This window comes from Parafannyhessea umbonata (assembly GCF_900105025.1).
Taxonomy (GTDB): domain Bacteria; phylum Actinomycetota; class Coriobacteriia; order Coriobacteriales; family Atopobiaceae; genus Parafannyhessea; species Parafannyhessea umbonata.
This window is the reverse complement of the sequence record NZ_LT629759.1, coordinates 2164537-2180052: the sequence shown is the minus strand read 5'-3', so window position 1 is coordinate 2180052 and position 15516 is coordinate 2164537. Positions and strand designations below refer to the sequence as shown.

Below are 15516 nucleotides of genomic sequence, written 5' to 3'. Positions count from 1 at the left end.
CTACTCCTCGCCCTCGTCATCGCCGCCAACTTCCTCAAGCACGCCCAACGCGGCGGGCAAAAGCTCCTCGCGCCCGGTGTGGAAGGGGTAGCTCATCTTGCGCGTCTTGGGGTAGATCACCGCGCGGCGCTCCTTCAGCTTCAGCGCCACGGCGCGCGGCACCTGTATGCCCACGTACGCAATCCGGCCGCTCGTCAGGCTGACGGAGGTCACGCCCAGGCGCTGGCAGCGTATGCGAATCCGCGCACGGTCCAGCAGGTTGCGGCCAGCAAGCGGCAGGGCGCCATAGCTGTTCTCCAGGTCCTGCTGCAAGCGGTCCACATCCGTGAGCTCCGTCGCGCTCGCCAGGCGGCGGTACGCCAGCACGCGCTTGTCCACCTCGGGCAGGTACTCCTCCGCAAGATAGAAGTCGGCCGGCAGGTTGATGTTCACCTCGGGTGCCGCGTCCGGCGTGGCCTCGCCCTTCGCCTCGCTCACGGCCTCTCCCAGCATCTGCGTAAACAGGTCAAAGCCCACGCTGCTCAGGTTGCCGTGCTGCTCCGCGCCCACCAGGGAGCCGGCACCGCGAATCTCAAGGTCGCGCATGGCAATGCGCATGCCGCTGCCCAGGTCCTGGTTCTCGTTTATGGCCATCAGACGGTCCGTCGCCTCCGGCGTCAGCGGAAGCTCCCCCGGGAACATGAAGTACGCGTACGCCTGCGTCCTGCCGCGTCCCACGCGGCCCTTCAGCTGGTACAGCTGCGCCAGACCCAGGCGCTGCGCGTCCTCTATTATCAGCGTGTTCGTGTGCGAGTTGTCGATGCCGCTCTCGATGATGGTCGTGGCCACCAGCACGTCAATCTCGTGCTCGTCAAACTCCAGCATCACGTCCTCAACCTGCTGCGCGCTCATCTTGCCGTGCGCCACGCCCACGCGGGCCTCCGGCGCAGCCTCGCGCACGCGGTCCACGGCGTCGTCTATGGTGGTCACGCGGTTGCTCACGTAGTACACCTGGCCGCCGCGCGCCAGCTCCGCGCGGATGGCGGCAGAGACCACGTCCGGGTCCCACTCGCCCACCTTCACCTTCACGGGAAGCCGCCCGGGCGGCGGCGTCATGATCAGGCTCATGTCGCGCACGCCGCTCATGGCCATCTGCATGGTGCGCGGGATGGGCGTGGCAGAAAGCGTCAGCACGTCCACCTGCTCGCGCATGTTCTTCAGCTGCTCCTTGTGCTGCACGCCAAAGCGCTGCTCCTCGTCTATCACCACCAGGCCAAGGTCGTGCGGGTTCACGTCCGCGCTCAGCAGGCGGTGCGTGCCAATGAGCACGTCCACCTTGCCGTCCGCAAAGCCGGCGAGCGCCTGGCGCTGCTGTGCGGGCGTCACAAAGCGGCTCAGCACCCTCACGTCCAGGTCAAAGGGCGAGAAGCGCTTGAAGAACGTCTCGTAGTGCTGCTGTGCAAGGATCGTGGTGGGGCACAGCACCATCACCTGCCTGCCGTCCTGGCAGCACTTGAAGGCGGCGCGCAGCGCCACCTCCGTCTTGCCAAAGCCCACGTCGCCGCAGAGCAGCCGGTCCATGGGCTTCGGCGATTCCATGTCCGCCTTGATGTCCTCTATCGCGGCGCACTGGTCCGGCGTCAGCTCGTACGGAAAGCTCGCCTCCATGTCCGCCTGCGCCGGCGTGTCCGGCGCAAACGCGTGCCCCTGCACCGTGGAGCGCCGGGTGTACAGGTCAACCAGGTCAAACGCGAGCTTCTTGGCAGAGCGCCGGGCCTTGCCCGTGGCGCGCGACCAGTCCGCCGTGTTCAGGCGCGTCAGGCGCGGGCTCGACCCGTCCGGCCCCACGTAGCGCGTGATGCGGTCCACCTGCTCCAGCGGCACAAACAGCTTGTCCTTGCCGGCGTACTCCAGCAAAAAGTAGTCGCGCTCGCGCCCGGCCACCTCCTGCCGCACGATGGCGCTAAACAGCGCGATGCCGTGCGTGGCGTGCACCACGTAGTCACCCGGCTTAAACGGGAACGTCACGCTCGTGGGGTCCACCTTGCGCACGCGGCGCTTGTGGCGCGCCATGCGGGCCGTCAGGTCGCCCACGCTAAACACGGCCAGCCCGGCGGAGGGCACCACCACGCCGGCCGGCACCGGCGCGTCCACAAATGTCACGATGCCGCGTGGCAGCGGCTCCACGTCGCGCATGGCCGCGGGGTCGCACACCGGCACGCGGTTGGGCGCCGCCGCCCCCAGCGACTCCTCCAGCGGGATCTTCTCGTCCGTAAAGGTAAGCTCCAGCGCCTCGCGCGCACCGCGGTCCGGCACGGCAAACAAAATGCTCGCGCGGTCGTTCACCAGCTGGCGCATGCGGCCAAGCAGCTTTGCGTCGCTGCCGGCGATGGACGGCTGGCGAACGTCCAGCTCCGCGTCCGCCTGCCCGCCCACCCGCGCCATGGACGAGAAGCTCAGCCGCTGCTGCTTGCCAAAGTCCATCTGGCGCGGGTTCGTAAACAGTCCCTGCACGCTGGCGTGGGCGTTGCGCGCGGCGGATTCCACGTCGTCCGTCGCGTGCATGCAGTCGTCAAACAGGGCGCGCGGCTCCGCGAGCACCACCAGCGCGTCCGCGCTCATGTGGTCCATGGGAGAAGAGCTGCCCCCGTACAGCTCGGGCAGGTACCTGTCGAGCGTGGGCTCCGCGGCGCGGGCCTCCAGCATCTCCAGGTCCGCGGCCACACGCGAGTCGTTCTGCGCGCGGTTGTACAGCACGCGCGACGCACGCGCCACCGTCTGGTCCGTGAGGGCGATCTCGCGGCATGGGCTCACCGTAACGGAGTCCAGCTCGCCTATGGTCTGGCCGGTCGAGGGCACCATGCGGCGCACGCGGTCAACCTCGTCGCCAAAGAACTCCAACCGCACCGGGGAGGTTGCCTGCGCGGGAAACACGTCCACCGCGTCGCCATGCACGCAGAACGTGCCGGGCGCCGTCACGTCCGAGAGGTCGCCCGCGTCCGTGTAGCCCATGCCCACCAGCAGCCGTGGCACGTCGGCAAAGTCCACCTCGTCGCCCACGGCAAACGTGCTCGATGCAAAGTAGCCGGATCCCACGGGCGGCACGCGGCGCAAGAGCGCCCGCGCACTGGCTACCACCAGGCACTTCTCGCCCGCTGCAAGCCGCGCAACGGCGCGGCAGCGGGCGCCCACCACGGCGTCGTCCGCCGGCTTGTCCGCCCACGGCAGGTCGCGGCGGTCCGGGTAGCGGCACACCACGTCCATGCCCAGCCACGCGGCCAGGGCGCGCGCCGTGCGGTCCGCGGCCTCCTCGCCAGACACCACCAGCAGGCACGGCCTGGGGTCGCGCGCCCACAGCGCCGCAACCAGCAGCGAGCGCGCGCTCTGCGGCACGCCAAGCGTCGCGTCGTGGCCGGCGTCCAGCTCGTGCAGCACGGGCGCAAGCTCCGGCGCGGCCAGCAGCTTCTGGGCGACTCTGTTTATAAGCATGGGAACCTCTTTACAGCGCAAGCGGGCCCAAAACCATCGGTCTCGGGTCCGCGCATCGATTCTTGTTTCCTACATCATGCCACGAACGCACGCCGTGGTACCAAGCTTTCACTAACATTGCGGCGCGCGGGCCATTGCGCCAAAACCGCCCAAAATACCTCGGTCGGGGCTTGACGGGGGATGCTAGAATCTCCCACACACCAGCGGTGTCCGGATGCGGGCGGCGCCTCCCACAACAAGGAGGTAAGCCTATGGACATGAACCTTGTCCTTAAAGTCCTGAAAGCCCTCGCGCTCGTTGCGAGCATCGCCCGAACGTCCCTCGACGTAGTCAGGGAGGTGAGGGAGATGGTAAGGGAGCATAGACATCACAACGGATAGCGTTAGGAGATGAGAAAAGCCCGGCGGCTACCGGGCTTTTCGATTCGAACCACCTGGCGTTGCCCGCGTACCAGTTAAGAAAGGACGGGCACCGCTGGTGTACCTTTATTCTACCCAGCAATGCCCCTTGCTGTCCATACGGTTTTTGCGGAGCAATTCGGCACGTGGCGGACTGACCGGTCGGCTCAGCACAGCGCGAACGGCATCTCTCGCAGCAGGGGTTTAGAAGAGTCAAGAAAGTGCCCGGCGGCAACCGGGCTTACAAACCAGCGGTGCCCAGTGTGGACGTTGTTACCCACGGCTAAATCTGTTGAATGGCGTCCTGAAAGCCCTCGCGATCGTCGCGAGCATCGCCCGAACGTTCCTCGACGTAGCCAGGGAGGCGAGGGAGATGGTAAGGGAGCATAGACATCGCAACGGATAGCGTTAGGAAATGAGAAAAACCCGGCGGCAACCGTGCTTTTCGATTCGCAACACCTGGCGTTGCCCGCACCCCAGTTAAGAAACGACGGGCACCGCTGGTATCTGTAGTGTATCCAGCCACGAGCTCGAGTTCCATATCCATGGCGATATTTTCCGCCCGTGCCCCAAATGAGGGCTTTCGCGCGAAATAGTTCTGCGCTCAAGCTCACAGCAATCCTACCCACGGCGGGCCGCCATCCTATGGCCCCTCAACACAAGAGCACCCCCGGAGCGTCTCCGGAGGTGCCCTTTAGATGCGAGTTAGAACATCAGCGTTGCGAATGAGGCCTTGCTTACTTCTCTTCCTTCTTGTTGTCACGCCTCATGACCACGGCGCCAGCAACAGCCACAGCACCAATCACGCCCAGCGCAACAACGGCGCCTACGTTGTTGGTGTCTCCCGTCTTCACGACGCCTGAGCCACCCTTCTTAACCGTAGCGGGCTTCGCGGGCGCCTTGTAGGTGTTCACGAACGTCAGGGAGTCGTGCTCCTTGCCGTTCTTGTCCACGATGGCACGCTCGACCTTGAAGTTCTTGGTGCCCTCGGTCACGGCTACGCGCATGGTATAGACGGTATTGTCGTAGGTGTACCCATCCTCGCCCTTGTCAATCTCATAGCACCTGTACTCGTACGTGCCGGCCTTGGTGTAGTCGATCTTGCCAAACTCGATGGTGCCCTCGCCCTCGATGCTGGTCGTGAGCTTGCCGTCCTTTGCTCCCTCAGGCAGCGGGGCGCCGTCGATGGACTCCAGCACAAAGTCAAACGTCGACTTCTTGGCAGGCTTGTCACCGGCAATCTTCTTGGTGACGGGCGGGTCAATCTCACCGGCGGGAAGGTTCGCGTACGTGTTCGTAAAGTTGCACACAGCAACCTTCGTGCCTTCGGGCGTGCCCTCGTGCACCGCAGCAGTCACCAGGGTCTTGCCCATGTCTCCGTTGGGATGCTCGTACGTCACGGTCATGTAGTAGACAGTGCCGTCATACTCACCGCGGCCGGTGGTGTTCTTCGGGGCAACCTGAGAGATGCGATACTTGTAGATGCCCACGCGAGCCTTGGAGAAGTCCAGGTAAAACTCGGCAGGATCGCCCTTGTAGGTGTCTGCCTTCAGCTCCTCGCCCTTTACGTCAATCTTGGACGCGCTGGGTATAGGGGCGCCGTAGGTCTCCGCCTCGATCTCCACCGTATACGTCTCGCCCGGGATGCCCTGGCCAGACGTGGTCACGGTCACGGGTACTTTTACGGTAGTCGCGTCCCCCTCGATCGCCAGAGCGTTCGAGGGGAACAGGGCCGCCAGGAGGAGCAGCGCTGGCGTGAGCGCAGCCGCTATGAGCCTGTGTTTGATCTTCATTTCTCTTCCTAACTCGCCATCTACTTGCCGTCACCCGTGTAGGGGACGATCCTTGCCAGCAGTACCGTCCGGGCCTCGGTTCCCTCAGAGGAGCAGGTGGCAAGTGCCACAATCCGCTCCTGCGAGGTGTCGGCCCCGATCTTCTCGGCCACGTCGCTGTGGATGTGCTCCGCCTTCTGCGTCGCGTAGCTCAAGACGCCAGAGCAATCCTTGGCCCACGATGTGGGCGAGAAGATCGTGCTGTCAGAGGAGTTCACCGTCATCACGGCAAGCACCTCCAAGCCGTACGTGCTGTCCGGCGTCATCAATACGCCGGTCGTGCTCTTCTTGAAGAACTTCTTGTTGTGATAGAGGTCCAGGTCGCCAAACATGAGGTGGTTTTCCATGTGGTGCCCGTAAACAAGGGAGTACGCGTCCGTAAACGAGGGGTTGCACTGCGTATCCAGGAAGATCGATCCGGACAGGGCAAAGTCACCGTACACGTCCTTGTTGACGTACTCCTCGTCGTCCTCGCCCTGGACTATCGGGTAGTCGATCTTGGTCCCATCCATGGTTATCCATGCAACCACATCGGGGTTGATCTTTCTCAGCTTCTCAAAGGCCTTCCTGTTGTCCTTGCCCTCCTTGGGCCTCAGGTTCAGCAGGTCGTCCCTCACGCCCTTCGCCTCTGCGTACACCTGCTGGTTGTCCCACAGGGAATACCCCGCAAAAAGCGTTGCTCCCACCAGGAGTGCGGCAAGCACAACGTTAAAGACCCTATTGCAAACCCTAAGTGGCTTTGATGCGCCCATGTACCGCACCTCCTCTACTGGTAGTAGGCTGCGGGCGGGCAACCCGCCCGCAGCCTATGAGCCTATTGCGAAACGCGTCTAGCCGTCAGTGGCGACAACTAGTCCATATCGCTGTGACGACGCTTGTTCACGACGTAAATCGCGACAACGGCCGCACCGCCGATGATTGCGATGTAGGGAGCATTGTTCAGAAGGACACCCATGTCGACGTTATCGTCGCTCTTGTCGTTCGTATACGTCTCGGTATCGTTGTCGTTAGCTGCGATGGTCTCAGTGTCAGGCTTCTCAACGCTCTTCAGCGTATAGCCATCAGCGGCTTTGCCAGTTCCGTCCTCTGCAACAGCATCCTTGCCATTGAGCTCGGACACGTCGTAGGAAACGCCCGCGGGAAGATCGGTAATCACGATCGACTCATCATTCGCCAGGGACGCCCCAGTAACGGTCGCCTTGCCATTCGTGAAAGTAATGGTCTTTGCCTCGGCACTTCCGGGTACCGTATAGTGGTACGTACCGTTGATTGCCCTGCCGTCGGGACCAGTAAGCTCAACCTTGAAGTCGAACTTCTTCTGCACGTCACCAAGGTTACCAGTGATCTTCTTCGTGACAGTCAGCTTGCCAGTGGAGTACTTAAGCGCAATATCGCCGGTCTTACCGCCATCCGCAGAACCACGGTGGACGGCCACCGTCCTCTCAAGACCATTATTAGTCTGCTCCACGGTAACGGTCACGTACAGGTGCTGGTTGTCGTATGAAACACCCGCATCGTTGCTGACCGTATAGCTCGGCGTAAGCTCATACTTGTAAATGCCGACGGTATCATATGTCGGAAGGTTAATCGTGACGGTACCGTTCTTCGTGCTATCGACCGTCGTCCCCGTTACTGTGAGCTTGGGGAAGTTGGTTCCGCTGTACTTGGAGGATCCCTCAACGCTCTTGTTCTCAGAGGTGTAGGTGAGCGTCTCACTCGGACGCGTGCCCTCCCCCTCCTGCGTATAGGTCACGTTCACGGTTGCGTTTTGCGCATCCTCCGCCAGCGCCGGAGCAGCGGCACCCAGCATCATGGCAGCAGAGATTGCTGCGGCAGCCAGTCCCTTCGTAAGCTTTGCGTTCATGTGGTTCTCCTTCCAACGGTCTCCCAAATATGAAAGCGATGCAAATCGCCGTTCACCAAACTTGCTGAGGCTCAGAACTTACGCCTCCTGAGCAACCCGATCGTCACTCCCTCGACGTCGCTCGTGGGAATCGCGCCGAGCTTCCTGCTATCTGTAGCCTGGGTCCTAAAGTCTCCCAGGACGAATATCTTTCCCTTCGGAACCAAGTAGGGAAACTTGACGGCCTTCTCTGCCTTCGTCTGGTAGATCTCGTTGGACTCCGGAGTGCCGTTCACGGTCACCTGACCATCGTCCGTGAGGTCGACCACGTCTCCCTCCTTCGCCAGGACCCTCCCGACCAGTTCCTTGCCCCGGGATCTGTACACCACCACATCGTTCTGGTTGTACGAACCCTGAAGCCTCCACGTCAGAACCAGGTCCCCGTCCTGCATCGCCGGATACATGTCGTTGCCACGCACCCTGTGCAAGCAGAACACAAACGAGAAGAGCAGCCACAGCGCGGCGAGAAGAACAGTCACCTTCCCTATGAGCGAAAGCCAACCTTCGCGATCTCTGGCCTTCGCCCAGCGGGCCTTAATCACTCCTTCCGCAAGTCCGCCCTTCTCGGTGACCCTAGGCATGCGGCCACCCCTTGATTCCCCTTGACTCGAGCAGCGCGTCATAACGTGCCCGCTCCGCCCTGAGGCAGGCATCGTATCGCCGGTTGAGCTCAGATATCTTCTTCCAGACGTCCTCCTCGCTTACGCCGCCAAACCTCACCCGCTTGAACTTCATGGCCTTGAGCCATGCGAGTAGTTCTTCCTGCTCCTCGCTGAGGGGCTCCTGCTGGGGAGCCCTCTCGGTCTGTACCGGCATACCGTAGTCGGCTGCCGTGGGAGCCTTGGTGCGGTTGCGACCCGCCTTGGGTCTTTGGGTACCTCCCGCGACGGGCACAACCGGATTCACGCTGGCCTTCCGCACGTAGGGCGAATCGGACCTCGAGTGTTTCCCCATGCCAAGCACCACTAGATTCCCAGTCTGTTCCGCCGCTTGAGGACCATCCAAATCACGCCGGCAATACCAACCCCGCCGCAAACGGCTGCATAGGAAGCACCGCTGCCAAGGTCGACGCCCACGTCCGGCGTAACGTGGCGAGAGTTGGTGTACTTGATGGTCGTGTCTTGCGTGATGCCGCCTTCGGGCGAGCTGGCAGTGCGCGTGTTATTGTCAGTGATTGCGCCACTTTCACCCACATCGATCGTGGTGATGTAGTCAACGGTGTCGTTCGTACCCTTCGGGTCGTGCTCGACCACCTTGTACGAAGCCCCATAGGGAAGCTCGACCACAAGCTTCTCGTCATTCTTCAGCGTGAAGTCGCCATTGTTCCCAAGGCTCACGCCGTCCGAAGTGCCGTCAATCGCCTTGACGTTGGTGATTGCGTTTCCAAAAGCGTCCGCGAGCGTGAAGCTGAAGTCCTTCGAGGTGTCGCCAAAGTTGCCGGTAACCGACTTCGTGATGGTCAGCTTCGCGGTCTTGATGGTGTTAGTTATTGCCTGGTCGCGTGTCAGCGAAGTCAGCCCCTTCAGGGTCACGCCATCGGGTAGCTTGGCATCCCAATCCACCGGCGCATTCACTTCTTCCACGGTGTACTTATGGCCCTTGGGACCTGCGGCAACGAAAACGTCTGTCGACCAGTTATTACTCGCATCGAGCGTCACGGTCGTGTAGTCCTCGCCATCCTGCTTGACCTTAACCTGCAGTTTGGATGGCGGGTTCACGTTGCCCCAACCATTCGTCTCCCAGGTCTTCGAGACGTGCAGGATGGATTTGGGAACAGCTACGGTCGGTGAATCGTATTTCGATTGTTGAGACTCGCTCGTCGTTGTCGTGCCGTCTACGTCAGTTTTTATCTTGTATTCAACAAAATCCTTTGAGGCGTCACCCGAGTTCGTCTTTACATCGGACACCACCTCTTCGCCATCCTTTGGTGCGGCGGCGTCGTAAGCGTCTTGCGTAAGCCGGACCTTGAACGTGACAGAATAAGTTGTGTCTGGATCCAGGTCGCCAACGCTCCAGACGACAGCTCCGTTTACTAACTTAGCTAACTTATCAGAGGTCTCAGGAGTCCAAGGCTTTTCATTCTTCTTATAGGTAAAGGTTGGCTCTTCTGCGCCGCTTGGAAGAACATATTTCACAGAATCGGAGAGGGAATCGTGAATTGAGACATCCGTATACGAAACAGTCGTCGTAATGCTCTTGACAATGCTTTCGAACGCGGCGTTAAGAGAGCTGCTGTCGCTGGCCTTGAAGAAATGGTCTTTCGTCTGCTCCCCGGAATCCGTAACGAGCTTCTGCATGTTGTTGACGTTGCCAAAGGCCGCGACAGAGTAGAACTCCCAGCCCTTCTTCTTTACTATCGCTTGAGCTTGCAGCTTCGCGTAGTAGTAGTTCTGATTCAGGCTATCGCCATTGCCCTCACCGTAGTAATACTTGCCTGTATTTTTGTCTTGATCTCCGTTAGTGTTATCGCTTTTGTTTCCAGCAGTCGCCCTAAACGTAGGGTCACCATCGGAAACGAAAACAACGCTTGCGCTGGCGCCTTCTCGTGTCGTAATCCCTGCTGCGGTCTCTAGAGCATCCTCCCAGTTTGTACCACCATCAGCTGTCAAGCCATCTACAGCGTTATCAATCGTGGTTTCGTTGTTAGTCAGTCCCACCTTTACAGTTGCGACGTCGCTAAAAGTTACAAGCGAAACGTTAACCGAGTCGGAGTGTGACTCATTGTTGGCAAGAAGCTCTTTGACAAGGCTCTTTACTGCGCTCTTCGCCGTATCGAGTCGCGTTGTTTCGTTCGTCGTCGTTGGATAAAAGTCGCTGCCTTCATAGGGCTTGCTATCATCTGTGTAATACCAACCAGCCTTGTCGAAGTATTTCCATATATAATCTATCTTATGCCAACCAGCCTCGTAGTATTTAACCTTACGACGACCACCGTTAAGATAATATTCATTGGTGTAATAGGTATTATTTTTATCTGGACTAGGCACCTGGTTCATCGAACCCGAGAGATCAAGAACCACGATCACATCGGATTTGCTCGAGTCGCTGGATTGATCTACGGCACCAGTGACGTTTAGGGTAACGTCTACCGTACCGTCGGCGTTCATGTCTGCTTTTTTCTCGTGCGCCGGAGGGCCAGATATCTCAGCCTCGGCCGTCGCAGGTACCATGCCCAAGGACAGAACGAGACCCAAGACAAGAATGAGAGCGTAAGGCAGCGGATACCGCCACTTGCACTGGGTGCCTTTCCTCATGTCGGGAAGAGCCCTGCCTCCCAGGCTCCCGCTTAACTTGCCCCTGTTGCTGCGTTTAATCATCATGAGCATCCCCGATTGGCCTTAGCTTGGTCGAACGCGTTGCCCGACCCCTGACTGCTTTTCGTTCCGCATAAGGCAACCCTCAATACCAACGGAAATGTTGTGCCACTTTATTGGCATTTTCGCATTACCTAAATGCTTGCTAGCATAGTAATCGAACCCAAAGGGAGCCAAAGGGCCTCTGGTCCGAATACCTTAACGCAAGGTCTAAAAAGCCCAAGGTAATTGGTAGATTTATTGGTAACGTGCGGACAAGACTACCGACGGAGTCCGTGCTCGTGCTAAAGCGTACGGCCCGGAAAGCCAGCTGTGCGTTTAGTGGATGTGCCAACTGATTGCATATTTTGGGAGGTTTTAGGCATGCAGTACGACTTGTCCGAGCGCTCCCTCGACCTGTTCGACGCCCTCTGGCATGGTGACCTGAACACCTGCCTTGAACAGGTTGACGCTGGATTCTCGTTCGTGAGCCCACTCACGAACGCACACGAGCCCGCACCCAAGCAGCTGGAATCGTATTGCAAAAGGGGTAGAAGCCTTTCCAAAATCCTCGACTACCGGGTGCTGCAGGTGCGTCGCATCTTCGAGACTGAGGAGACCTGCATCATCCTCCTGCTGGGAAACGTGCTCGATCCCTCCCGCGGGGCGATTGGCTTTCGCTGCACCTTTGTCTGGCATGTCCAGCCCGAGGAGCCAAGGCTCGTGCACATGCACTTCTCGCTCCCACTTGCCCCGCCGGACATGCCGATCGACAAGCTTTCCGTCAGTGCGCAGGCACGGGGAAACCCGATCATCCTGCGCGACACGGACGGCCACTCGCACGTGGTGAACCGTGCCGAGGTCCTGTACCTGGAGAGCCGCCACCAGTACACCATTGTCCACCTGCCGCGGCGGCAGATTCGGGCGCGCGTCGCCCTCAGCGAGCTGCTGCGCGACTTTCCCGACTACTTTGTGCGCGTTCACCGCAGCTACGCCATCAACGTCCTGCACGTTGAGCAGATTTCGCGGCGAGAGATCCGCCTGGCGGGCGGCTCGCACATCCCCATACCGGAACGTCGCAGCAAGAGCGTTCGCGAGGAGGTTCTTGATGCGATGGTCCGTGCGAGGCTCGTGTCAGAGCCAGGAAGCATAGCACCCCCCGAAATGAAAAATGAGCGAGGCTAGAAAGCGGGTCGAGGACGAAAGCGTCCTCGACCCGCCTTTTTCCACCTGTCCGCACGCGCCCGGGCGGACGCGTGCGCCGCCGCTAGATGCGGCCGCTCTTCTCGGCCAGATCGCGCAGATGCTGCTGGGAGGCGTCAATGGACGCCTGGTCTGCCTGCCAGCTCCAGTTGCCCGTGGCGACGCCCGGCACGTTCATGCGGTGTTTCTCGTCCAGGCGAAGGACGTCCTGCAGCGTGACCATGGCGACATCGGCGTCCGTGGCGAGGCAGTTGTCCATCACGCGATCCGCCTTGGCGACGGCCTCGTCGTGCAGGCGCACGACATCCTCCTCGCCGGCGCCCTCCGCGGGCGCGAGGCCGTAGTGCTCGCGCACCCAGCCCAGGAGCGTGTTGGTGTCGTGCGTGGAGGTGTACACCATCTTCTGCGGCGCGGGCTCGTACTGCTCGCTGGGATCGCCCTGGTAGAACTGGGCCACGTCCATGCCCGGGAAGCCGGTTGCGCTCACGAGGGTGCGCACGGCCGGCGTGACGGTGCCAAGGTCCTCCGCCACGACGGGCAGCGGGCCAAACTCCTGGTACGCGCGACGGAACAGGTCGAGCCCAGGCCCAAAGTACCACGAACCCTGGAGCGGGGTCTTGCCGTTTGGGATGCAGTAGTAGCTGCTGAAGCCCAGGAAGTGGTCCAGGCGCACGTAGTCGTACAGCTGGAACGCGCGCTTGAAGCGGCGCATCCACCAGCGGTAGCCGTCAGCGCGCATGACGTCCCAGCGATACGTTGGGTTGCCCCACAGCTGGCCGTCCGCAGAGAAGCTGTCGGGCGGGCAGCCCGCCTGGCCCGCGGGGTAGCCGTCGGCGCCCACTGCGAAGTACTTGCGCTCCGCCCAGACGTCGGACGAGTCCGCGCTCACGTACATGGGCATGTCGCCAATGATCTTGATCCCGCGGGCGTTGGCGTACGCGCGGACCTCGCCCCACTGGCGCATGAACTCGAACTGCACGGCGCACTCGCGGCGCACGTCCGCGGCGAGCTCCTTGCTGTGGGCGAGCCTGCCGCTGTACTCGCGGTAGCGCTCCGGCCACTCCTGCCAGCTCTTCTCGCCCATGCGGCGCTTGATGGCGCGGAACGTTGCGTACGGGATGAGCCACTCCTCGTTTTCTTGCAGGAAGTCGCGGTACTCGCGCGTGCCCTCGAAGTCCGCCGAGAAGGAGGTGCCGCCGTCCTCGTCGTAGCCCCACATGAGCGCGACGTTGCCCGCGAACGCGGAAAGCCCCGCGTACGGGGAGCCGAAGTGGTCCGTGGGGTTGACGGGAAGGACCTGCCAGTAGCGCTGGCCGCCGGCGGCGAGGTAGTCTATGAAGCGGTACGCGGGGTCTCCCAGCGTGCCCGGCTTGCCGGGGCGGCCCGGGTTGGGAAGCGACGTGACGTGGCAGACCACGCCCATGCCGCGCTCCATGGGCTTCTGTAGGCGCTGCCGCTTGTGCAGGTTGAGCACGGCCGTGCCGAGCGGCCACAGGAACACGCGGGCGTTACCGTCCTCCACCTTGGGCGCCTTGCCGGAGACGACGTCGTCCACCTCGAGGCCGTCCAGCGGGATGGTGACGGTGTGGTCGACGTCGAGGCTTGCGTTCACGAGCACGCAGACCTTGGAGTTGGCGTCCTCGCGCCAGAAGCCAAAGACGTCCCGACCGATCGCGAACGGACGGTAGTCGCCGTCCGTGAACACGGGCAGGGACTTCCTGATGGCGACGGCGTTGCGATAGATGTCGAAGCAGTCCTTGTTCTCGCGGCGCCACGGGAAGGCAGCGCGGTTGTACGGGTCGCCGTAGCCCTGGAGGCCGGCCTCGTCGCCGTAGTAGATGCTTGGGACGCCGGGCAGCGTCATCTGTAGCAGGGCCGCGACCCACAGGCGGCTGACGGCGAGGTTGGTGTGGTCCTTGTCCAGGCGGAACGCGTAGCGCTGGTAGTCGCCGAGGGAATCCGGCTCCGGCGAGTTGCCCAGGATGGTGAGAAGCCTGATCCGGTCGTGGCTGCCCAGCAGGTTGAGCTCGCTCGCGAACGCCTCCGGCGGGTAGTTCTCCATGAGGGACTGGGTGACGCGGCAGACCTCCGCAGCCTCGACGCGGTTGGTGAGGAAGTCTAGGAGCACCTGGCGCAACGGGTAGTTCATGGTGCCATCGAGCTCGGAGCCCCAGAAGTAGTGGCGGAGCCTGTTGTACGCGAACTTGTTGGTCGCGTCCTCCCAGACCTCGCCGATCACGACGGCGTCGGGCTTCTCGGCCAGGGCCGCCGCCTTGATCTCTGAGATGAAGTCGTCGGAGAGCTCGTCGGCCACGTCGAGGCGCCAGCCGCGCGCGCCGAGGCGGAGCCACTTGCGGATGACGCCGTCGTGGCCGCAGATGAGCTCGCGGAAGTCGGGACTGTCCTCGTTCACGTCGGGCAGGTCGTCGACGCCCCACCAACTCTTGTAGCTGCCGTCGCCGTTGAAGTCGAACCAGGTGTCGTACGCGGAGGCGCCGGGCTGGGCCGCGCCCTCCGAGCCGTAGTTGCCGTACTTGTTGAAGTAGAGGGAGTCCGCGCCGACGTGGTTGAACACGCCGTCGAGGATGATGGAGATGCCACGGGCGGACGCGTCCTGGCACAGCGCCTTGAAGTCCGCCTCCGTACCGAGCATCGGGTCGATCTTGAGGTAGTTGGCCGTGTCGTAGCGGTGGTTGGACGCGGCCTCGAAGATGGGGTTGAGGTAGATGACCGTGATGCCGAGGGCCTCGAGGTACGGGAGCTTCTCGCGGATGCCGTTTAGCGTGCCGCCGTAGAAGTCCCAGTTGGCGATGCGGCCGTCCTGGGTCTTGTCGTAGCGCGGGTACGTGAACCAGTCGTCCACGAAGCGCATGCCGGGGCCGGCGTTGTGGGGCTTCTTGAACGCTGCCTCCACGCTCTTCTCCCAGCCCTTGCCGCGGTAGAAGCGGTCCGGGAAGATCTGGTAGACGATGCCGTTCTTGTACCAGTCCGGCTGCTCCTTGCGCTCGTTCTGGTACACGGTGATCTGGAACGATGGCGGCTCGCCGAAGGCGAAGGCGCCCTCGCCGCAGCCGTGCTCGCGCGCGGCACCGTAGCGCCACGCGGCGCCGTCCGCCGCGACGATCTGGAACGAGTACCAGATGACCTCGGGCTCCTCCGGCTCGATCGTGACGCCGAAGCGCACGGGAACGTCGTCCCCGAACTGGGCGGCCTCCTGATCGCCGAGGGGGATGCGGTCCATGTCCAGGATCTTCTCGCCCTTGTCGTCTATCCAAACGCGAAGCCGTGCCTCCGCCGACGGCTCGTCCCAGACGTCAATACACAAGGAAACGGCGCCGCCAGCAAGGACGGCGCCGAACGGGTTCCTGTATTGGCTGTCTGAGGTGTTGTGCCTAGCCCTCAAAGCCATACCCTCTTCT

General features: G+C 61.8%; 10 protein-coding genes. 2 read left to right on the top strand and 8 right to left on the bottom strand.

What is annotated here, in order from left to right:
* Positions 1 to 3468: a transcription-repair coupling factor gene (gene mfd, locus BLT96_RS09750; protein ID WP_090863885.1), complete on the bottom strand. Its 3468-nt coding sequence runs from the start codon at positions 3466 to 3468 to the stop codon at positions 1 to 3.
* Between the two features lie 251 nt (positions 3469 to 3719).
* On the opposite strand from mfd, the gene BLT96_RS10910 reads away from it, so the two are divergent.
* A complete protein-coding gene (locus BLT96_RS10910) occupies positions 3720 to 3848 on the top strand; it encodes a hypothetical protein (protein ID WP_272867354.1) in 129 nt (42 codons plus the stop codon).
* A gap of 755 nt (positions 3849 to 4603) precedes the next feature.
* On the opposite strand, the gene BLT96_RS09745 is transcribed toward BLT96_RS10910, so the two are convergent.
* The 6 genes from BLT96_RS09745 to BLT96_RS09725 form a co-directional block, all read right to left on the bottom strand.
* Positions 4604 to 5659, bottom strand: a complete 1056-nt coding sequence (locus tag BLT96_RS09745) for a Spy0128 family protein (protein ID WP_090863883.1) — start codon at positions 5657 to 5659, stop codon at positions 4604 to 4606.
* Positions 5660 to 5679: 20 nt separating this feature from the next.
* Positions 5680 to 6450: a class B sortase gene (srtB, locus tag BLT96_RS09740; RefSeq protein ID WP_090863881.1), complete on the bottom strand. Its 771-nt coding sequence runs from the start codon at positions 6448 to 6450 to the stop codon at positions 5680 to 5682.
* A gap of 98 nt (positions 6451 to 6548) precedes the next feature.
* Entirely contained in the window at positions 6549 to 7562 is a 1014-nt protein-coding gene (locus tag BLT96_RS09735; protein WP_090863879.1) for a DUF7601 domain-containing protein, read from the bottom strand.
* A gap of 71 nt (positions 7563 to 7633) precedes the next feature.
* Positions 7634 to 8182 (bottom strand): signal peptidase I, encoded by a 549-nt coding sequence (lepB, locus tag BLT96_RS09730; RefSeq protein ID WP_157692211.1) that lies wholly within the window; start codon positions 8180 to 8182, stop codon positions 7634 to 7636.
* Complete coding sequence (locus BLT96_RS10625) at positions 8175 to 8507, bottom strand: hypothetical protein (RefSeq protein WP_157692210.1); 333 nt, start codon at positions 8505 to 8507, stop codon at positions 8175 to 8177. Before BLT96_RS10625 ends, lepB begins: the two co-directional genes overlap by 8 nt.
* Positions 8508 to 8566: 59 nt before the next feature.
* On the bottom strand, positions 8567 to 10921 hold the full coding sequence (locus BLT96_RS09725; protein ID WP_216627896.1) for a VWA domain-containing protein: 2355 nt from the start codon (positions 10919 to 10921) through the stop codon (positions 8567 to 8569).
* Between the two features lie 357 nt (positions 10922 to 11278).
* Here BLT96_RS09725 and BLT96_RS09720 point away from each other — a divergent pair, with 357 nt between their 5' ends.
* Complete coding sequence (locus BLT96_RS09720; RefSeq protein WP_090863872.1) at positions 11279 to 12079, top strand: LytR/AlgR family response regulator transcription factor; 801 nt, start codon at positions 11279 to 11281, stop codon at positions 12077 to 12079.
* A gap of 82 nt (positions 12080 to 12161) precedes the next feature.
* Here the strand turns inward: BLT96_RS09720 and BLT96_RS09715 are convergent, their stop codons facing one another.
* The gene (locus tag BLT96_RS09715; RefSeq protein ID WP_336433187.1) at positions 12162 to 15506 is read right to left on the bottom strand and encodes a 4-alpha-glucanotransferase; all 3345 of its coding nucleotides are present in this window, start codon (positions 15504 to 15506) and stop codon (positions 12162 to 12164) included.
* Positions 15507 to 15516: the final 10 nt, after the last annotated feature.